Here is a 20,529-nt window from a genome sequence, read left to right as displayed (position 1 = left end):
GATGGACGCCGCCGCGTCGCGCAGCGCGGCCGGGCGGTTACCTGGGCGGGCCTTGGGAAGTCGTCGCCGGGCATCGCCGGGATGTCGCAGGAGCCGCGAGTGGACGCTTGCCACGACAGTGGCGGTGGGGTGCGGACGCTGGTTGCGGTGCTGGCGGCGGTGCGGGGCCAGCGGGGGCGCCAGAGAAGGTGCGGGAGGCGTCCGCGTCCTGGGGCATGGGCGACCTCGGCGACCTCGCCGAGCTGGCCCAGTGGGCGGGGGCCGGTCTCGGTGCGGGCTTCGTGCAGATCAACCCGGCGCACCTGTGGATCGAGGCCGTCCCCGAGTGCGCGCACCTGGATGCGGAGCAGCGGGCGCGGGCCGAGGAGTAGGCCCTGCGGGTCGCCCGGCTCCGGGACGGGGTCCTCGGCCACGACGGCCTGATCGACCGCGACGCCGTCTGGGCGCTGAAGCGCGAGGCCCTTGAAGAGGTTGCAAAAGGGGTAAGAACTTGGGCATCGACTGTGCAGAGGAGTGTCAGCAGCGCCAGGCAGGTGGCGAAAGTCTTCGATCGCGGAGACGCTTCTGGCGGTGTCGCCGAGGTGCTGGTCGCAGGGGCGGTCTCCGGTAGTGCGGGCTTGTCAATCATTTGAGGGGCGACGTGGGTGAAGCGAGCTATTCGGCACTGAGGATCCTTGAGGAGTTCCGTAGGGATGGGCTCCTCGCTGAGGAGAGTTCGGTTGAGGCTGATTGGGAGGACCATCCGACACGAGTCACGCCGGGCCTGCTTCTGCTGATCGCGACGAGGGTGCTTTTCAAGGCGCGACAGGAGAGGGGCGCTGGTCCGGTCGAGTCGCCGGTGCTGCTCGCGCAGGGGATCGGCAGGGATGAGATCGAGAAGCTGATTGCCGCCTTGGCCGGAGATCTGTCTGCCGTTCAGGCAGTGCGCGACAGTGGATTGGTCACGTTGCGGCACTTCTTGGCTCTGCTGGTGACATTTGTGAACGATGAGGCTCTGGATGATGGCGATGTCACCGATATTCTGATCACCGCGGAGGAGTTCGCGGACGAGTTCCTCCGAGCAGAAGACCCATTCCATATGACAGTGCGGGGTGTCGACACCGGGCCTTGGGATGTGAGCGAGCAGGGTTGGCGGGGCTCGGACCTTATCGATCTCGGTGGGCTCAGGATCCCTCGGGAGCTGGGCCTCAGGGTCGATCTCTCCGGCGCGGCCTCCGGCGTTCCGCTGGAGGCTGTCATCACTCGAGGCCGGACGGGCCTGCAACTGTAAGCCTTCCATGCCACCCTGTCGGACTCCTGGGCAAGAGCTCGGGGGCGCTTCGCGGAGAACCTGCAGCAGCTCGGCGGCATGCCTGGGCGGGCCGGGCGGGGGTGGAGCTCAGGTGCGAGGTGCCGGTAAGAAGTCGGTCGGGTGAAATGAGCGCGAAGGAGGGCTCCGAGGGTCCTGGATGGCTGCTGAGAGGCATTGTCAGCGGCGACGGGGGCGCTGCGGATAGCCGTGACGAGTGGGCGTACGAATTCTTCGAACGGATCGTGGTGGACTCCTCCTGTCGGGAGGACCGTGCCGCGCTCCTGTCTCCGACCGGCTTCGTCGGCCTGCGTTCCGTCAGCGACAACCAGCCGATCCCGCTGCGCCGGCCAAACTGAGACGCCCGTCGCCGCCGTGTCGCGCAGCGTGGCCGGGTGGTTACCCGGGTAGGACTTGGGGAGTCCTGACCGGGCGTTGCCGAGACATCGCAGGAGCCGCGAGTGGCCGCTTACCACGACAGTGACGGAGCCGGGCAGGTGCCGGCGCAGGATGCCCCGCCGCCGCCCGCCGAACTGGTGGCGCTGGCGCAGGCGTACGGGGTGGAGGCCCGGTACCCGGGGGCGGGTGGGCAGGGGGTGGGGGCGCGGACGCTGGTCGCGGTGCTGGCGGCGCTGGGGGTGGCGGCCGGGACGCCGGAGGAGGCGCGGGAGGCGTTGGAGCGTCAGCGGGCCGAGCAGCGTGCCCGGTTGCTGCCGCCGTGCGTGGTGGTGCGGCAGGGGCGGCGCACCGCGTTGGACGTGCCGGCGGACGCCCGGTTGCGGGTGGAGCTGGAGGGCGGCGGGAGTTGGGAGCTGCCGCGCGGTCACTCGCACTGGCTGCCGGCCGACCTGCCGCTCGGGCGGCACACCCTCACGGCGGAGACCGCCGAGGGAAGCGCCCGGGCACCGCTGATCGTCGCCCCCGAGCGACTGCCCCAACTCCCCGGCCGCAGTTGGGGGTTCCTCGCCCAGCTCTATTCCGTCCTGTCCGACCGCTCCTGGGGCATGGGCGACCTCGGCGACCTCGCCGAGCTGGCCCAGTGGGCGGGGGCCGGTCTCGGCGCGGGCTTCGTGCAGATCAACCCGCTGCACCAGGGCCTGCCCGGCACCCCCTCCGACCCGTCCCCCTACCGCCCCTCCTCCCGCCGCTTCGCCGACCCGGTGCACCTGCGGATCGAGGCCGTCCCCGAGTACGCATACCTGACCGCGGAGCAACGGCGAAGGGCTGACGACCTCGCCCTGCGGGCCGCCCGGCTCCGCGACGAGGTCCTCGGCCACGACGGTCTGATCGACCGCGACGCCGTCTGGGCGCTGAAGCGCGAGGCACTGGAGCTGTTGCACGAGGTGCCGCGGGGGCCGGGCCGGCAGGCCGCGTACGAGGGGTTCCGGCGCCGCGAGGGCGAGTGGCTGGACCGGCACGCGCTGTGGGGCGCCCTGGCCGAGGTGTACGGCGCCGACTGGCACCACTGGCCGAAGGGCCTGCGTCACCCGGACGGCCCACAGGTCGAGCAGGCGGAGAAGGAACTCCAGGAGCGGGTCGAGTTCCACCGCTGGCTGGCCTGGCAGATCGACCAGCAGCTCGCCGACGCCCAGCGGGCCGCCCGGGAGGCCGGCATGGCGGTCGGCCTGATCCACGACCTCGCGGTCGGCGTCCACCCGGACGGCGCCGACGCCTGGGCGCTGCAGGACGTGCTGGCCGGCGGCATCTCGGTCGGCGCCCCGCCGGACGCCTTCAACGCCCACGGCCAGGACTGGGGCCTGCCGCCCTGGCGCCCGGACGCCCTCGCCGAGGCCGGCTACGCCCCGTTCGCGGAGCTGCTGCGCGCGACGACGAGGCACGCGGGCGCCCTGCGCATCGACCACGTGATGGGCCTCTTCCGCCTCTGGTGGGTCCCGGCCGGCCACCCGCCGACCGAAGGCGCCTACGTCCGCTACGACGCGGAGGCGATGCTCGGCGTACTGGCCCTGGAGGCGCACCGGGCCGGGACGGCGGTGATCGGCGAGGACCTCGGCACGGTCGAACCCGGCGTGCGGGAGGAGCTGGCGGCGCGCGGCGTGCTCGGCACCTCGGTCCTCTGGTTCGAGCGGGACTGGCAGGCCGGCGGCGGCATCCTGGCCCCGGACCGCTGGCGGCCGGGCTGCCTGGCCACCCTCACCACCCACGACCTGCCGAGCACCGCGGCCCGCCTCTCCGGCGAGCACGTCGAGCTGCGCCACCGGCTGGGCCTGCTGGCCCGTCCGCTGGGGGAGGAGCAGCAGGAGGCGGCCGAGGAGCTGGCGGACTGGCGGGCCGAGCTGGCCGCGCGGGGACTGCTCACGCCGGGTGAGCCGCTGTCGATGCCGGTGCTGTACCGCTTCCTGCAGGCGACCCCGGCGGAGCTGGTCGGGGTCTGGCTGCCGGACCTGGTCGGGGACCCGCGCCCGCAGAACCTGCCGGGCACCTGGGACCAGTACCCGAACTGGCGCCTCCCGGTCGCCGACGGCACGGGCGATCCGGTCACCCTCGACCGCCTCGCCACCGCCCCGGCCGCCCGCCTGCTCGCCCACCTGCTGGCCCCGCCCGGCCCCCGCACCCCGCCCCGCTGAAGCCGGCGCGGGCCTGCCGACCCACCAGGCCGACCCCGACGCGCGCCCTCCCATAAGCGGCGGGTAAGTTGGAAACGTGGACAAGAGGAACGCTTTGCGAGCCGGCGCGGTCTCCGCAACGGTCACGCTGATGATGCTGCTGTCGTCGCCCGCCATGGCCTACACCAGGGACGACGGCGATGACCCCGGTTCCGGCCTGAGCATCGGCCAGACCCTCGGCCTGTTCGTGTTTCTCCCGCTCTTCCTCTTCGTGGTCATCGCCGCCCTGGCCGGCATCCCGTGGGGCAAGGGCAAGAAGAACTGACCATCGCGTGCCCGGTCCGTCCGGGCACGCACGGCGTCCGTCAGGACCCGATCCCGCACGAACCCCGAAGGGGCGCCGGACGATCGTCCGGCGCCCCTTCGCGGTTTCAGCGCCCCCTGCGAGGGCCCCCTGCGAGGGCGTCCGACGAGCGCGTCTCAGCGCCCGCCCGCCGCACGGTCGGCCGCCTGCGCCTTGAGCGCGCGCTCGACCCCGGCCCGCGACTCGACGACCTGCCGCCGCAGCGCCGGCGCCGGCTCGGCCGAGGCCAGCCAGGCGTCCGTCGCGTCCAGCGTCGCCTGCGTGACCTCCAGCCCCGGGTACAGCCCGATGATGATCTGCTGCGAGATCTCGTGGCTGCGGGTCTCCCAGATTCCCTTGACCGCCGCGAAGTACTTCGCCGCGTACGGCGCGAGCAGCTCGCGCTGGTCGGACTGCTGGAAGCCGGCGATGACGGCCTCCTGGACGTAGTTGGTCAGCTGGTCGGACTCCACCACCGAGGCCCAGGCCTCCGCCTTGGCCTCGGCGGTCGGCCGGGCGGCGCGGCAGGTGGCCGCGTGCTCCTGGCCGGCCGCGGTGTTGTCCCGCTCCAGCTCGGCCGCGATCGCGGCCTCGTCCGCCCGACCCGTGGCCGCGAGGCGGGTGAGCAGCGTCCAGCGCAGCTCGGTGTCCACCGCGAGGCCCTTGACCTCGACCGAGCCGTCCAGCAGCCCGGCGAGCAGCCCGAGCTGACCGTCGGTCCGGGCGACCGAGGCGAGGGTGCGGGCCCAGGCCAGCTGGTGGTCGCTGCCCGGCTCGGCGGCGCGCAGGTGCTCCTCGGCGGCGGCGGCCCAGCGGGCGAGGCCCTCCTCGCGCCAGTCCGGGTCGGCGTACGCGTCGAGGGCGAGCTTGACCTGGCGCTGCACGGACTGCACCACGCCGATGTCGGACTCCCGGCCGATGCCGGACAGCGCGAGCGACAGGTAGTCGCGGGCGGCGAGTTCGCCGTCGCGGGTCATGTCCCAGGCGGAGGCCCAGCAGAGCGCGCGGGGCAGCGAGTCGGTGAAGCCGCCGAGGTTCTCGGTGACGACGGCCAGCGAGTCCTCGTCGAGCCGGATCTTGGCGTACGAGAGGTCGTCGTCGTTCAGCAGCACGACGGCCGGGCGGTGACGTCCGACCAGCTCCGGCACCTCGGTGCGCGGGCCGTCGACGTCCAGCTCGATCCGGTCGGTGCGCACCAGGGTGTCGCCGTCGAGCTCGTACAGGCCGATCGCGATGCGGTGCGGCCGCAGCACGGCCTCGCCCTTGGCGCCGGCGGGCAGCGCGGGGGCGTCCTGCAGCACGGCGAAGGACTCGATCTCGCCGTCGGTGTTGAGCGTGATCGCGGGCCGCAGCACGTTGATGCCGGCGGTCTCCAGCCAGGACTTGGACCAGGCCTTGAGGTCGCGGCCGCTGGCCTCCTCCAGGGCGCCGAGCAGGTCGCTGAGCCGGGTGTTGCCCCAGGCGTGACGCTTGAAGTAGGCCTGCACGCCCTGGAAGAAGGCGTCCTGGCCGACGTAGGCCACCAGCTGCTTGAGCACCGAGGCGCCCTTGGCGTAGGTGATGCCGTCGAAGTTGACCTGGACGTCCTCCAGGTCGTTGATGTCGGCCATGATCGGGTGGGTGGACGGCAGCTGGTCCTGCCGGTACGCCCAGGTCTTCATCTGGTTGGCGAAGGTGGTCCAGGAGTGCGGCCACTTGGAGCCGGGGGCCTCGGCCTGGCAGACGGCCTCGGCGAAGGTGGCGAAGGACTCGTTCAGCCAGAGGTCGTTCCACCACTCCATGGTGACGAGGTCGCCGAACCACATGTGGGCGAGCTCGTGCAGGATCGTCGCGGCGCGGGCCTCGTAGGCGGCGTCGGTGACCTTGGAGCGGAACACGTACTGGTCGCGCAGGGTGACGGCGCCCGCGTTCTCCATCGCGCCGGCGTTGAACTCCGGGACGAACAGCTGGTCGTACTTGGCGAACGGGTACGGGAAGTCGAACTTCTCCTGGAAGTAGTCGAAGCCCTGCTTGGTGACCGCGAAGACGGCCTCCGGGTCCAGGAACTCGCGCAGCGAGGGCCGGCAGTAGACGCCCAGCGGCACCTTCTGCTCACCCTTCTCGTAGCTGTCGAAGACGCCGACGTACGGGCCGGCGATCAGCGCGGTGATGTAGCTGGAGATCCGGCCGGTGGGCTCGAACTTCCAGACCTGCGTGGAGCCGTCGCCGGTCGCGGCCGGCTCGGGGGTCGGCGAGTTGGAGACCACGACCCAGCCGGTGGGGGCGGTCACGGTGAACGTGAACGCGGCCTTCAGGTCGGGCTGTTCGAAGGTGGCGAAGACCCGGCGGGCGTCCGGCACCTCGAACTGGGTGTACAGGTAGGTCTCGCCGTCGACCGGGTCGACGAACCGGTGCAGGCCCTCACCGGTGTTGGTGTACGCGCAGTCGGCGACGATCCGCAGCTCGTTCTCGGCGGCCAGGCCCGGCAGCGGGATGCGGCTGTCGGCGAAGCTCGCCGGGTCGAGCGACGCGCCGTTGAGGGTGATCTCCTCGACGCTCGGCGCGACGAGGTCGATGAAGGTGTCCGCGCCGGGCGTGGTGGCGGTGAACCGGACGACGGTGGTGGACCGGAAGGTACCGCCCTCGCGGGCCGAGCCCAGGTCGAGCTCGATGTCGTACGCGTCCACCCGGAGAAGATCGGCCCGGGTGCGGGCCTCCTCGCGGGTCAGGTTTGTGCCGGGCACTCGCTGCACTCCTTTGTCAGGCTGATGCTCCGAATCCTCGCACGTCCGACGGGCCGACCCGCCGGAAATTCACGGGCGGGGCGGGAACGGGCCGTTCGCCCGTTCCCGCCCCGCCCGTTCCGGTACGGCCGGTGTGCCGCCGCGGCCCGATCCGGCCGCGGCGGGGGGTCATGCCCCGGTCGTCACTTCTTCCACTTGGTCAGCGGACCGTCCGTGGAGCTGTAGCGACGGAAGGCGTACACCGCGGCGCCGTCGTCCGAGATGACGTACTCGGAGGTGCTGCTGCCGATGTCCAGGCCGTTCGACATCGCGATGGTGCCGATGTCGGTCATCGAGCCGTCGGCCGGCGAGAGCGTCACCAGGCGGGCCGGCTTGTCGTAGCCCTGCTCGACGACGGCGCGGACCTTGCCGTCCTTGTCGGTGCCGGAGACCAGGCGCATGTCGTTGGTGGCCGAGGAGGTGGTGGCCGCCCACAGGCGCTTGCCGGTGTTCAGGTCGTAGGCGTTGATGCCCGGCTTGGTGCCGCTGACCTGGACGTACAGGGTGGAACCGCTGACCACGTTGCGGCTGAGGGCGTCGCCCTGGCCGGACAGGCGCAGGCTGTCCGATCCGGGCTCCTTGACGGACATCTGGCTGCCCGGCTTGTCGTCCTTGTCGAACGGCAGGATGTAGTCGCCCTGCGGGCCGCTGGACATCAGCAGGACGAGCGGCTTGTCCTGGACGACCTGGTCGACCTGCTCGATGGTGCCGGTCAGGGTGATCGGCGTGCTGGCCGCCTTGCCCGTCTCGGCGTTGACGATGACCAGCTGGGACTTCGGGCCGCTGCCGCCGTAGCAGCGGTCGCTGACGGCGATCTGGGCCCCGGCGGCGCGGCCGCGCACGCTGCAGTCCTTGTCGCGCGGCTGGTACTGCCAGGCCGGCTGGCCGGTGGCGATGTTCAGCGCGCCGACCGTGTTGCCGCCGATGGCGACGACGTTCTCGGTGACGCTCAGGGTCGGCGAGGACAGCCGGTCGGCCGAGACCTTGACGCTCCAGAGCAGCTTGCCCTGGGTGAGGTCGACGGCGCCGACGGTGGAGCAGTCGCTGTCACCGGTGTTGAAGGAGACGGCGGCGACACCCTTGGAGTTGGCCGCGTACGAGGCGGTGCACAGCTCCTTGCTGCCGGCCGGGACGGGGATGGTCCAGGCCTCCTTGCCGTCCGCCAGGTTGTAGGCCTTGATGCCGTTGCTGTCGGCCCGGATGGCGAACTTGTCGGTGCCCCAGACGCCGAGCATCTGGTTCGAGGCGTCGGTGTTGGCGCCCTTGGGGGCGCTCCAGGCGACGTTGAAGGTGGCGCCCTTGGCGGCGGGGCCGGGGGCGGGGTCGTTGCTCGGGCCGTCGCTGGTGCCGCCGCTGGTGACCGGGCCCGGGGACGGCGTGGGGGCGGGGGAGGGGTCCTTGAGCAGGACGACCAGGGCGACCACGATCGCGATCGCCAGCACACCGCCGATGATCCCGCCCCAGAGCATGACGGGGTTGCGCTTGGGCGTGGTGGGAACGCCGGGGTAGCTGTACCCGGGCTGCTGCGGCGGGTAGTTGTAGCCGCCGGGGGCGTAGCCCGGCCCGCCGTCCGGGCCGTACGGGGCACCGGGCACCGGGTCGTACGGGCCGACCGGTGCGCCGACCGGGGGCGGCGGGGCCTGGCTGGGGAAGCCGGCTGCGGTCGGCGCGTACGCGGCGTACTCGGCGGCGCCGACGGGCGGTTGGGCGGGCGGCTGGGCAGGCGGTGCCGGCGGCTGGGCCGGTGGCGGCACGGGCGGCTGCGCGGGCGGCGGTCCTACGGGGGCGGCCCCCGGGACGGCCGACCGGTCGAGCTGTGTCATCTGGTCCGCGACGGCGGCCGGATCCACAGCGCCGCCCGGCGGACGTCCGAACGAGACGCCCCGGTTGTCCTGCGGACCGTTGCCCGGCGTTTCGCCTGCCCCCGGCCTAGGGTGATCCCCTGCCATCTGATTCCCCGTCATGTTTGGTAGCGCCCCCCTGCCGGTACCGTCCTCGGTGCCGGTGGGACGGGTGAGAATGGGGACCATGCTAGTGGTGCGTGGTTTTCGGCCGCGGCCAGGACCGCCGAACCCCGCCCCCGCAGGTCCCGGCCGTGCAACACCTTCACCCGCCGATCACCCCGCCGCCATCGCCGACACCGTGACGTGACCCCGGGCCCCGCCGTGCGCCGCCCCACCCGCTCCCGCCGCCGGGGCCGCTGCCGCCCCGCCCCGACCGCCCCGACCGCCCCGCCCCGACCGCCCGGCCCCGCCCGCCCGGTTCCACCGCCACCCGGCCGTCCCGCTCAACGCCCCCGCCCGGGCCCCCGGGCCGTACCCTTCAGGAGTTGAAGGGGACGCCCGGCGGAGGGTTCCCCGCCCTGGGAGGGTGGATCATGTCGACGGACACACCGGGCTCGCAGTCGTCCCTGCACCGGGCGAACCTGGAGCGGGTGCTGCGCGCGGTGCGGATGGCCGGTTCGCTGACCCAGGCCGAGATCGCCCGCGGCACCGGCCTCTCCGCGGCCACCGTGTCCAACATCGTGCGGGAACTGAAGGAGAGCGGCACCGTCGTGGTCGCCGACACCTCCTCCGGCGGCCGCCGCGCCCGCAGCGTCTCGCTCAGCGGGGACGCCGGCATCGTGGTCGGCATCGACTTCGGCCACACCCACCTGCGGGTCGCGGTCGGCAACCTGGCCCACCGGGTGCTGGCCGAGGAGAGCGCGCCGATCGACGTGGACGTCTCCGCCCAGCAGGGTTTCGACCGCGCCGAGGCGATGGTCGACCGGCTGCTGGCACAGGCCGGCTTCCGGTCGGACAAGGTGATCGGCGTCGGCCTCGGCGTGCCCGGCCCGATCGACGTGGAGACCGGCGCGCTCGGCTCCACCGCGATCCTGCCCGGCTGGACGGGCATCGCCCCGGGCCGGGAGCTCGGGGAACGGCTCGGCATGCCGGTGCACGTGGACAACGACGCCAACCTCGGCGCGCTCGGCGAGCTGGTCTGGGGCGCCGGCCGCGGGCTGAGCGACCTCGCGTACATCAAGGTCGCCAGCGGTGTGGGCGCCGGCCTGGTGATCAACGGCCAGATCTACCGCGGCCCGGGCGGTACGGCGGGTGAGATCGGGCACATCACCCTGGACGAGGCCGGGCCGGTCTGCCGCTGCGGCAACCGCGGATGCCTGGAGACCTTCGTGGGCTCCCGCTACCTGCTCTCCCTGCTCATCTCCACCCTCGGCCCGGACCTCACGCTGCCCCGGGTGGTCGAGCTGGCCCACCAGGGCGACCTCGGCTGCCGCCGGGTGATCGCCGACGCCGGCCGGCAGATCGGCACCGGCGTCGCGACCCTGTGCAACCTGCTCAACCCGCGCCGGGTGATCCTCGGCGGGGACCTCGCCGAGGCCGGTGAGCTGGTGCTCGCCCCCATCCGCGACTCGGTGGCCCGCTACGCCATCCCCAGCGCAGCCCGGCAGCTCTCGGTGGTCCCCGGCACCCTCGGCGGCCGGGCCGAGGTGCTCGGCGCGCTGGCGCTGGTGATGAGCGAGATGGGCGAGTCCGGGGCACTGGGCCGCGCCTGACGCCACCGGGGCCGCGCCGGCGCCGGCCACGGCACGACTCCCACCGGCACACGGCCGGTCGAACGCCAGTGCGTCAACCCGGTGTGACCCTCATCCCCCGGCCGACCTCCCGGAATGGCGGTAACCGAACGGTGGCACCGGGCGCGCCGCTCGGTGTCCGGCAGGCGGACATTAGACTCGACCGGTCGGTACCGGCCGCGACCGCCGGCCTGACGCCGGACCGGGCAGCGACGCCCGTCGGACCGCCCGCGGTCCGCGAACACTGAACGAGGAGGAACGGGTGGCCCTGCTGACCCGCATTCGGGGACCGCGCGATCTCGACCGGCTCACGCCCGGACAGCTGGCCGCACTGGCCCAGGAGATCCGGACCTTCCTGGTGACGGAGGTCTCCAAGACGGGCGGCCACCTCGGCCCCAACCTCGGCGTGGTGGAGCTCACCATGGCCCTGCACCGGGTCTTCGACTCCCCGCGCGACCGCATCCTCTTCGACACCGGTCACCAGAGCTACGTCCACAAGCTGCTCACCGGCCGCCAGGACTTCTCGCAGCTGCGGATGAAGGGCGGCCTGTCCGGCTACCCCTCCCGCGCCGAGTCCGAGCACGACGTGATCGAGAACTCGCACGCCTCCACCGTGCTCTCGTACGCCGACGGCCTGGCCAAGGCCAACCAGCTGCTGGGCAAGAACGACCCGGTCGTCGCCGTGATCGGCGACGGCGCGCTCACCGGCGGCATGGCCTGGGAGGCGCTCAACAACATCGCCGACGCCAAGGACCGCCCGGTCGTCATCGTCGTCAACGACAACGAGCGCTCCTACTCGCCGACCATCGGCGGCCTGGCCAACCACCTCGCCACCCTGCGCACCACCCAGGGCTACGAGCGCTTCCTGTCCTGGGGCAAGGACGCGCTGCAGCGCACCCCGGTCGTCGGCCAGCAGCTGTTCGAGACGCTGCACGGCGCCAAGAAGGGCCTCAAGGACTTCATCGCCCCGCAGGGCATGTTCGAGGACCTCGGCCTCAAGTACATCGGTCCGATCGACGGCCACGACCTCACCGCCCTGGAGTCCGCGCTGACCAAGGCGCGCGGCTTCGGCGGCCCGGTGATCGTGCACTGCCTCACCGAGAAGGGCCGCGGCTACCACGCCGCCGAGAACAACGACGAGGACCGCTTCCACGCGGTCGGCGTGATCCACCCGGAGACCGGCCTGCCGATCAAGAGCGCGGGCAAGGACTGGACGTCCGTCTTCGCCGAGGAGATGGTCGCGCTCGGCCACGAGCGCGAGGACATCGTCGGCATCACCGCCGCGATGCTCCACCCGGTCGGCCTGGCCCCGTTCGCCGAGGCCTTCCCGGACCGCATCTTCGACGTCGGCATCGCCGAGCAGCACGCCGTCACCAGCGCGGCCGGCCTGGCCACCAACGGCCTGCACCCGGTCTTCGCGGTCTACGCGACCTTCCTCAACCGGGCCTTCGACCAGGTCCTGATGGACGTCGCCCTGCACAAGCTGGGCGTCACCTTCGTGCTGGACCGGGCCGGCGTCACCGGCACCGACGGCGCCTCGCACAACGGCATGTGGGACATGTCGATCCTGCAGGTCGTCCCGACCCTGCGGCTGGCCGCCCCGCGCGACGCCGACCAGCTGCGCGCCCAGCTGCGCGAGGCCGTCCAGGTCAAGGACGCCCCGACCGTGGTCCGCTACTCCAAGGGCACGGTCGGCCCGGCCGTCGCCGCGGTCGGCAAGGTCGGCGGCATGGACGTGCTGCGCGCCGCCGCGGAGCCCTCCGGCGCCCACCGCGCCGACGTGCTGATCGTCTCGGTCGGCGCGATGGCCCCGACCAGCCTGGAGGTCGCCGAGCTGCTGGCCGCCCAGGGCATCACCGCCACCGTGGTGGACCCGCGCTGGGTCAAGCCGGTCGACCCGGCCCTGCCGGGCCTGGCCGCCGAGCACCGGGTGGTCGTCACGATCGAGGACAACGGCCGGGTGGGCGGCGTCGGCGCCGCCGTGGCGCAGGCACTGCGGGACGCGGACGTGGACCTCCCGGTGCGCGACTTCGGCATCCCGCAGGAGTTCCTGGACCACGCGAGCCGGAACGAGATCCTGGCCGAGATCGGTCTGAACGCCCCGGACATCGCCCGGAAGGTGACCGCCCTGGTCGCCAAGCTGGACGCGACGCCGGTCAAGGCCTGATCCGGAGGGACCGGCCGGCCACGGCCGGTCCCCCGATCCGCCGACGACCGTTTGTCGTAACTCCGTAACAGTTCGTCACGGAACAAGCTGACAATCGCACCGAAAGGCGGGACCGGCGCCGCCCGCGCCGGTCCCGCCCGGTAGGTTGTCAACCGTGCCGACCCCCACCCGCCTCCGCCCCGCCGGACTGGCCGAGCGCCTGCCCGAGCGCGTCCGTACCCGAATCCGGAGCGGGTACTGGACCAGGCTGGTGCCGGTTCTCGCGCTGGTCGCGCTGATCACCCACATCCCCTCCTTCGCCCGGCCCGTCTGGAGCCCGGACGAGGGCTTCCTGGCCACCCAGGCCCGGATGCTGGCGGACGGCGGCGTGCTGTACGACACCGTGGTGGACCGCAAGCCCCCGCTGCTGCCCTGGCTCTACCAGGCCTGCTTCGCGGTCTTCGGCTCCGCCTCGCTCTGGCCGCTGCGTACCCTGGCGGTGGCGGCCCACCTGGTCACCGCGATCCTGCTGGCCTCGATCGCCCGCGGCCGCTGGGGCAACCGGGCCGGGGCCGGCGCCGGACTCCTCTACCTGCTGGTCTCCATCGGACTCTCCCCGGAGGACACCCAGGCGGCGACCTTCGAGGTCTTCATGCTGCCCGCCATGGTGGCCGCCTTCCGGTACGCCGAGCGGCGCCGCTGGCTGGCCGCGGGCATCGCGGTGGCGCTCTGCTCGCTGACCAAGCAGACCGGCGGCGCGGTGCTGCTGCCGGTGCTCTGGATGCTGTTCCAGGACGCCCGCCGGCGCGGGGTGCGCTGGCCGCCCGCGCTCTTCAAGATCGGCTTCGGCTTCACCCTGCCGATAGCGCTGGTCGCGGTGATCCTCACCAAGCCCAAGGGCTTCCTCTTCTGGGTGGTCACCGGCAGCGGCGACTACGCCTCCTTCGGCGGCGCCTGGCTGCAGATGATCGGCCGCGCGCTCGGCAACTCGGCCATCCTGGCCGTGGCCGGCCTGGGCTTCCTGCTCCCGGTCGGGCGCCGGCTCTGGCTCAAGCACCGCCACCGCCCGCTGCCGGTGGCCGGCGAGGAGCACGGCTCCACCACCGACCTGTGGGTCTGGCTGCTCTCCTCGGTCGTCGCGGTCAGCGTGGGCTTCCACTTCTTCGGCCACTACTACCTGCAGCTGATCCCGCCGCTGGTGCTGCTGGGCACCGGGGCGGTCGCCACCTCGGCGATCCGCTGGAAGCCGGTCCTGGTGTACACCACGGTCGCCGCCACGGCGTTCTGGGGCCTGGCGCTGGCCTGGCCGGGGGAGCGGCTCAACCGCACCACCGAGGTCGCCACCGCCGTCGCCGCCCAGACCACCCCCAAGGACACCGTGCTGGTCTGGGGCATGCACCCCGAGCTGTACTGGCTGGCCGACCGCAAGCCCGCCTCCCGCTACCTGACCGCCGGCTTCCTCACCAACTACAGCGGCGGCAAGGACGGCAGCGCCAACGTCGGCGAGCAGTTCAGCGTCTCCAACGCCTGGCAGACCTTCGACAAGGAGCTGGCCAACGGCCTGCCCGAGGTCGTGGTCGACGACTCCGGCATCGCGCCGTACCAGCCGGTCATGGTCCCGCGGATCGAGAACCTGCTGGACACCCACTACGAGATGGTCGGCGTCTTCGCCGACACCGTGGTCTACCGCCTCAAGCACTGAGCCGCCCCGGCCTCCGGGTGGAGGCTGCCCGTACCAGGCCTCCGCGTGGAGGCCGTCCCGGTACCCGGCCCGCGTGCCGAACCCTCCGGACACACCGAGGAGCCCCGGTGACCACCAGGTCACCGGGGCTCCTCGGTTTCGGGGCCCAGCGTTACGCGGGCACCGAGGCCACACCGGGGGCCAGGAACGGCTTGCCGTTCACGCGCTCCGAGATGCCCTCACGGTCCAGGTACGGGGTGATCCCGCCCAGGTGGAAGGGCCAGCCGGCACCGGTGATCATGCAAAGGTCGATGTCCTGCGCCTCGGCGACGACACCCTCCGCCAGCATCAGGCCGATCTCCTGCGCCACGGCCTCCAGGGCGCGGGCGCGGACCTGCTCCTCGGTGAGCACCGAGTCGCCGAAGGTCAGCAGCTCCAGCACCTCGGGGTCGAGCACCTGCCGGCCGTCCACCCAGGTGTAGAAGCCGCGCTTGCCGGCCTTGACCACCTCGGCGAGGTTCGCGGAGACGGTGAACCGCTCCGGGAACGCGCCGTGCAGGGTCTCCGAGACGTGCAGCGCGATGGCCGGGCCGACCAGCTCCAGCAGCACGATCGGGGACATCGGCAGGCCGAGCGGCTCGACGGCCTTCTCGACGTCGGCGATCGGGGTGCCCTCGTCGATGATGTTCTGGATCTCGCCCATGAAGCGGGTCAGGATCCGGTTCACCACGAACGCCGGGGCGTCCTTGCACAGCACCGAGGTCTTCTTCAGCTTCTTCGACACGGCGAAGGCGGTGGCCAGCGCGGCGTCGTCGGTGGCGTCGCCGCGGACGATCTCCAGCAGCGGCAGGATCGCGACCGGGTTGAAGAAGTGGAAGCCGACGACCCGCTCGGGGTGCTTCAGCTTCGAGGCCATCTCGGTGACCGACAGCGAGGAGGTGTTGGTCGCCAGCACGCAGGTCGGCGAGACCACGTCCTCCAGGTCCGCGAAGACGGTCTGCTTGACGCCCATCTCCTCGAACACGGCCTCGATGACGAAGTCCGCGTCGCCGAAGGCCTCGGCCTTGTCGAGCGAGCCGGAGACCAGGCCCTTGAGGCGGTTGGCCTTGTCCTTGCCGATGCGGCTCTTGGCGAGCAGCTTGTCGATCTCGGCGTGGACGTAGCCGACACCCTTGTCCACGCGCTCCTGGTCGATGTCGGTGAGGACCACCGGCACCTCCAGACGGCGGGCGAACAGCAGCGCCAGCTGCGAGGCCATCAGGCCGGCGCCGACGACGCCGACCTTGGAGACCGGGCGGGCCAGCGACTTGTCCGGCGCGCCGACCGGGCGCTTGGCCCGGCGCTGCACCAGGTTGAAGGCGTAGATGCCGCTGCGCAGCTCGCCGCTCATGATGAGGTCGGCCAGGGCCGCGTCCTCGGCGTCGAAGCCGGCCTGCAGGTCGGCGTCCTTCACCCGGGCGATGATGTCCAGCGCCTTGTAGGCGGCCGGGGCGGCGCCGTGCACCTTGGCGTCGGCGACCAGGCGGCCCCAGGCGACGGCGTCGTCCCAGGCCTTGCCGCGGTCGATCTCCTCGCGCTCGACGACCACGTCGCCCTTGAGGACCTTGGCGGCCCACAGCAGCGACTGCTCCAGGAAGTCGGCCGGCTCGAAGATCGCGTCGGCGATCCCCAGCTCGAACACGTCCTTGCCCTTGAGCTGCTTGTTCTGGTTCATCGAGTTCTCGATGATGACCTTGATCGCCTTCGAGGGGCCGATCAGGTTCGGCAGGATGCTGCAGCCGCCCCAGCCCGGGACGAGGCCCAGGAAGACCTCCGGCAGCGAGAACGCCGGGACGCCCGAGCTGACCGTGCGGTAGGTGGCGTGCAGGCCGACCTCGACGCCGCCGCCCATCGCCGCGCCGTTGTAGAAGGCGAAGGTGGGGACGGGCAGCGCGGCGATCCGCTTGAAGACCTCGTGGCCGCCCTTGCCGATGGCCAGCGCGTCCGCGTGCTCCTTGAGCAGCTCGACGCCCTTGAGGTCGGCGCCGACCGCGAAGATGAACGGCTTGCCGGTGATCGCGGCGCCGACGATCGTGCCCGCGGCGGCCTCGGCCTCGACCTGGTCCAGCGCGGCGGACAGCTTGAGCAGCGAGCCCGGGCCGAAGGTGGTCGGCTTGGTGTGGTCGAAGCCGTTGTCCAGGGTGATCAGGGCCAGCTTGCCGGCCTGCAGCGGCAGGTCCAGGTGGCGCACGTGGGCGGTCGTGACGACCTCGCCCGGGAACAGCTCGGCGCCGTGCTGGAGCAGCTCAGTGGTGCTCGTCATGATCACTTACCACCCTCGAAGTGCGGGTTCTCCCAGATGATGGTGCCGCCCATGCCGAAGCCGATGCACATCGTGGTGAGGCCGTAGCGGACGTCCGGGCGCTGCTCGAAGCGGCGGGCCAGCTGGTTCATCAGGCGCACGCCGGAGGAGGCCAGCGGGTGGCCGAAGGCGATCGCGCCGCCGAACGGGTTGACCCGCTCGTCGTCGTCCGCGATGCCGTAGTGGTCGAGGAAGGCCAGCACCTGGACGGCGAAGGCCTCGTTGACCTCGAACGCGTCGATGTCGTCGATGGTCAGACCGGCCTTGGCCAGCGCCTTCTCGGTGGCCGGGACCGGGCCGATGCCCATGACCTCGGGCTCGACGCCGGCGAAGGCGTAGGAGACCAGGCGCATCTTGACCGGGAGGCCGAGCTCCTCGGCGACGTCCTCGGCGGCCAGCAGCGAGGCGGTGGCACCGTCGTTCAGACCGGCCGAGTTGCCCGCGGTGATGTTGCCGTGCGGGCGGAACGGGGTCTTGAGGCCGGCCAGCGACTCCATCGTGGTGCCCGGGCGCAGCGGCTCGTCCACGGTGGCCAGGCCCCAGCCGGTCTCGCCGACCTCGGGGTTGGTGTTGCGGATCGAGATCGGCACCAGGTCGGGCTGGATGTCGCCGTTGGCGTACGCCTTGGCGGCCTTCTCCTGGGAGCGCACGGCGTAGGCGTCGCAGCGCTCCTTGGTGATGTGCGGGAAGCGGTCGTGCAGGTTCTCCGCGGTCATGCCCATGAACAGGGCGGACTCGTCGACCAGCTTCTCGGAGACGAAGCGCGGGTTCGGGTCGACGCCCTCGCCCATCGGGTGGCGGCCCATGTGCTCGACGCCGCCGGCCACGACCACGTCGTACGCGCCGAAGGCGATGCCGCCGGCGGTGGTGGTCACGGCGGTCAGCGCACCGGCGCACATGCGGTCGATCGCGTAGCCGGGGACGGACTTCGGCAGGCCTGCCAGCAGGGCGGCGGTGCGCCCGATGGTCAGACCCTGGTCGCCGATCTGCGTGGTGGCCGCCACGGCGACCTCGTCGATGCGCTCGACGGGCAGGTTCGGGTTACGGCGCACGAGCTCCCGGATGCACTTGACGACGAGGTCGTCGGCGCGCGTCTCGTGGTAGATGCCCTTCGGGCCGGCCTTGCCGAACGGGGTGCGGACGCCATCGACGAAGACGACGTCCCTCGCGGTACGAGGCACGGGGGCTCTCCTCCCAGGGACCAACATTTGAGGTGGGCAGGCTGCCGCCGGCGAAGACCCGAGCGGCGCCGCATCACGGTCATGCTACCGGTCGGTAACCACCCTGCCCAGGCCCCTCGGACGGTTCCGGTCGTGTGTCCCGCGACACGTCCGACCAGGAGAGCTGTTCCCGGGCACGACGAAGGGGATGCCGCCCGTACGGACGACATCCCCTTCCGGCCCTGTCGCGGTCAGCCCTCGGCCGCGGCCGAGGCGAAGGCGGCGGCCACCGCGGGCGCCACCAGGTCGACCTGCCACTGCCGGGCGCCGAGCCGGCGCAGCGCGGCGGCCACGCCCTCGGGGCCGCGGTCGGCCGGCGGCTCCCAGGAGACCCGCCGGACCAGGTCCGGGGTGATCAGGTTCTCGGCCGGCAGGTGGTGCCGCTCGGCCAGCTCGCTGACCGCGCTTCGCGCGCCGGAGAGGCGGGCGGCGGCCACCGGGTCCTTCTCGGCCCAGGCCCGCGGCGGCGGCGGACCGTCGTGCGGGGCGGCGGCCGGCGGCAGCTGGCCCTCCGGGATCTCCCGGCCGCGCTGCACGGCGGCCAGCCACTGCTCCAGCTGGCGCCGGTGCACCCGCGGTCCGAAGCCCTGCACGGCCTGCAGCGCGGCGATGTTCAGCGGCATGGCCAGCGCGGCGTTGACGATCGCGGCGTCCGAGAGCACCCGGCCGGGGGAGACGTCGCGCTCCTGCGCCATCCGGTCGCGGGCCTGCCAGAGCTCGCGCACCACGGCCAGCTGACGGCGCCGGCGGACCTTGTGCAGCTGCGAGGTGCGCCGCCACGGGTCGGTGCGCGGGGCGGGGCGGGGCGCGGCGGCGATCGCGGCGAACTCCTCCAGGGCCCATTCGAGCTTGCCCTGGGCGTCCAGCTCCTGTTCGAGTGCGTCCCGCAGCTCGACCAGCACCTCGACGTCCAGAGCGGCGTAGCGCAGCCACGGCTCGGGCAGGGGGCGGGTGGACCAGTCGACCGCCGAGTGCTCCTTGGCCAGGCTCAGGCCGAGCACGTTCTCGGTCATCGGTCCGAGGCCGACCCGGGCGAAGCCGGCGATCCGCCCGGCCAGCTCGGTGTCGAACAGGCGCCGGGGTCTCATGCCCACCTCGGCGAGGCAGGGCAGGTCCTGGGTGGCCGCGTGCACCACCCATTCGGCGTCCCCGATCGCGGCGTCGAGCGCGCTGAGGTCGGGGCAGGCGATCGGGTCGATCAGGGCGGAGCCGGAGCCCGCGCGGCGCAGCTGGATGAGGTAGGCCCGCTGCCCGTAGCGGTAGCCGGAGGCGCGCTCGGCGTCGACGGCGACCGGTCCGGAGCCCGCGGCGAAGGCGGCGATCGTGGCGGCCAGCGCCCGCTCGTCCGCCACGACGGGCGGGATCCCCTCCTTCGGTTCGAGGAGCGGGACCGGGGCTGCTTCTTCTGGGATGGCTGCTACGGCGTCGGTCACCCCCCAAGGGTACGACGGTCCTCACGACCGGGAGTGTTGTCGGACTGGTCAGACAGTCACTCGCCCGCCCCACAGCGGGCGATGGGGGATCCGGCGCCGGGGGTCCGCGGCCGCTCCGGCCGGGGCGCCCGACGGTCCGCGTCCGCTCGCGCCCGCTCCTGCCCGGCGGCGGACAGTGCCGCGGCGGCCGAGGAGGAAACGTTCCTCCTCGGCCGCCGCGGCGGTCCGGAGCTCTCGGCTCAGTGAATGATTCCGGTGCGCAGCGCGACGGCGACCATCCCGGCGCGGTCGCCGGTGCCCAGCTTGCGGGCGATCCGGGCCAGGTGGCTCTTCACGGTGAGCGCCGACAGGCCCATCGCCACGCCGATCGCCTTGTTCGACTGGCCCTCGGCGACCAGCCGCAGCACCTCGACCTCGCGGCCGGACAGCTCGCGGTAGGCGGCCTGCTGCGGGCCCGGCTGACCGGGGGCGCCGGGGGCTCCGGGGGCGCCCGGAGCGCCGGCGGCGCCCGGCATGCCCGGCATCCCGGGGCGGCGCATCCGGCCGGCCAGCCCGGCGGCGCCGATCGGCAGGCCCGGGCGGCCCGGCATCGCGACGTTCGTCCGGGTGCCGGTGACCACGTAGCCCTTGACGCCGCCGGCCAGCGCGCTGCGGACCGCGCCGATGTCGTCGGCGGCGGAGAGCGCCAGGCCGTTGGGCCAGCCCGCGGCGCGGGTCTCGGCGAGGATGGTCAGCCCGGAGCCGTCCGGCAGGTGGACGTCGGCGACGCAGATGTCACGCGGGGTGGAGACCCGGGGGCGGGCCTCGGCGATCGAGGACACCTCGATCACGTCCCGGACGCCGAGCGCCCACAGGTGGCGGGTGACGGTGTTTCGGACGCGGGGATCGGCGATGACCACCATGGCGGTGGGCTTCGTCGGGCGGTAGGCGACCACGTTTGCGGGGTGCTCAAGAAGGACCGACACCAGGCCTCCTGCGGGGAGTGGCGGACGGAACCCCGATGGGGGCGGTCGGAGTGTTCCGCGTTCGGAAAGGGTCACAGTCTGCTTCGGCAGCAACCGTGCCCGGCTTTAGCGAAAGATCACGATCTAGTGAGTAACAATACGGACAAATCGCGCAAATGATTGATGCGACATGCCTGGTATTCGCACAAAATCGATCAGATTCGATGCCGATC

13 protein-coding genes and 1 pseudogene are annotated in these 20,529 nt (G+C 72.6%); 8 read left to right on the top strand and 6 right to left on the bottom strand.

The window, feature by feature from the left end; translation table 11 throughout:
- Positions 1-206: 206 nt before the first annotated feature.
- The 5 genes and pseudogenes from AB0Q99_RS16975 to AB0Q99_RS16955 all read left to right on the top strand — a co-directional run.
- A pseudogene (locus AB0Q99_RS16975) lies at positions 207-467 on the top strand (4-alpha-glucanotransferase); the annotation flags it as partial.
- A gap of 173 nt (positions 468-640) precedes the next feature.
- Positions 641-1,270 (top strand): hypothetical protein, encoded by a 630-nt coding sequence (locus AB0Q99_RS16970; RefSeq protein WP_363572506.1) that lies wholly within the window; start codon positions 641-643, stop codon positions 1,268-1,270.
- 26 nt (positions 1,271-1,296) lie between these two features.
- Positions 1,297-1,647 (top strand): DUF3710 domain-containing protein, encoded by a 351-nt coding sequence (locus AB0Q99_RS16965; RefSeq protein WP_363572500.1) that lies wholly within the window; start codon positions 1,297-1,299, stop codon positions 1,645-1,647.
- A gap of 201 nt (positions 1,648-1,848) precedes the next feature.
- Complete coding sequence (gene malQ, locus AB0Q99_RS16960; RefSeq protein WP_363572498.1) at positions 1,849-3,873, top strand: 4-alpha-glucanotransferase; 2,025 nt, start codon at positions 1,849-1,851, stop codon at positions 3,871-3,873.
- Positions 3,874-3,949: 76 nt separating this feature from the next.
- The gene (locus AB0Q99_RS16955; RefSeq protein ID WP_363572416.1) at positions 3,950-4,177 is read left to right on the top strand and encodes a hypothetical protein; all 228 of its coding nucleotides are present in this window, start codon (positions 3,950-3,952) and stop codon (positions 4,175-4,177) included.
- Between the two features lie 155 nt (positions 4,178-4,332).
- Here AB0Q99_RS16955 and pepN read toward each other — a convergent pair whose 3' ends face one another.
- Both pepN and AB0Q99_RS16945 read right to left on the bottom strand, forming a co-directional pair.
- The gene (gene pepN, locus AB0Q99_RS16950) at positions 4,333-6,918 is read right to left on the bottom strand and encodes an aminopeptidase N (protein WP_363572414.1); all 2,586 of its coding nucleotides are present in this window, start codon (positions 6,916-6,918) and stop codon (positions 4,333-4,335) included.
- 182 nt (positions 6,919-7,100) lie between these two features.
- Positions 7,101-8,780: a PQQ-binding-like beta-propeller repeat protein gene (locus AB0Q99_RS16945; protein ID WP_363572412.1), complete on the bottom strand. Its 1,680-nt coding sequence runs from the start codon at positions 8,778-8,780 to the stop codon at positions 7,101-7,103.
- 554 nt (positions 8,781-9,334) lie between these two features.
- On the opposite strand from AB0Q99_RS16945, the gene AB0Q99_RS16940 reads away from it, so the two are divergent.
- The 3 genes from AB0Q99_RS16940 (at position 9,335) to AB0Q99_RS16930 (ending at position 14,379) form a co-directional block, all read left to right on the top strand.
- Positions 9,335-10,513 carry an ROK family transcriptional regulator gene (locus tag AB0Q99_RS16940; RefSeq protein ID WP_363572410.1) on the top strand — a complete coding sequence of 393 codons (1,179 nt, stop codon included), beginning with the start codon at positions 9,335-9,337 and terminating at the stop codon, positions 10,511-10,513.
- 280 nt (positions 10,514-10,793) lie between these two features.
- The gene (gene dxs / locus AB0Q99_RS16935; protein ID WP_363572408.1) at positions 10,794-12,698 is read left to right on the top strand and encodes a 1-deoxy-D-xylulose-5-phosphate synthase; all 1,905 of its coding nucleotides are present in this window, start codon (positions 10,794-10,796) and stop codon (positions 12,696-12,698) included.
- A 154-nt stretch (positions 12,699-12,852) separates the two neighbouring features.
- Entirely contained in the window at positions 12,853-14,379 is a 1,527-nt protein-coding gene (locus tag AB0Q99_RS16930) for a glycosyltransferase family 39 protein (RefSeq protein WP_363572406.1), read from the top strand.
- A gap of 151 nt (positions 14,380-14,530) precedes the next feature.
- On the opposite strand, the gene AB0Q99_RS16925 is transcribed toward AB0Q99_RS16930, so the two are convergent.
- The 4 genes from AB0Q99_RS16925 to AB0Q99_RS16910 form a co-directional block, all read right to left on the bottom strand.
- Entirely contained in the window at positions 14,531-16,660 is a 2,130-nt protein-coding gene (locus tag AB0Q99_RS16925; RefSeq protein WP_363572405.1) for a 3-hydroxyacyl-CoA dehydrogenase NAD-binding domain-containing protein, read from the bottom strand.
- Between the two features lie 2 nt (positions 16,661-16,662).
- The gene (locus tag AB0Q99_RS16920; RefSeq protein ID WP_363572403.1) at positions 16,663-17,880 is read right to left on the bottom strand and encodes an acetyl-CoA C-acyltransferase; all 1,218 of its coding nucleotides are present in this window, start codon (positions 17,878-17,880) and stop codon (positions 16,663-16,665) included.
- A 230-nt stretch (positions 17,881-18,110) separates the two neighbouring features.
- Positions 18,111-19,352 (bottom strand): ribonuclease D, encoded by a 1,242-nt coding sequence (locus AB0Q99_RS16915; RefSeq protein WP_363572401.1) that lies wholly within the window; start codon positions 19,350-19,352, stop codon positions 18,111-18,113.
- Between the two features lie 239 nt (positions 19,353-19,591).
- Positions 19,592-20,317, bottom strand: coding sequence for a response regulator transcription factor (locus AB0Q99_RS16910; RefSeq protein ID WP_363572399.1), 726 nt, complete (start codon positions 20,315-20,317; stop codon positions 19,592-19,594).
- Positions 20,318-20,529 lie beyond the last annotated feature (212 nt).

The sequence above is a fragment of the Kitasatospora sp. NPDC086791 genome (genome assembly GCF_040685975.1).
Lineage (GTDB): Bacteria > Actinomycetota > Actinomycetes > Streptomycetales > Streptomycetaceae > Kitasatospora.
Note: the sequence above shows the minus strand (reverse complement) of the source record. Positions and strands in the feature narration are given on the sequence as shown.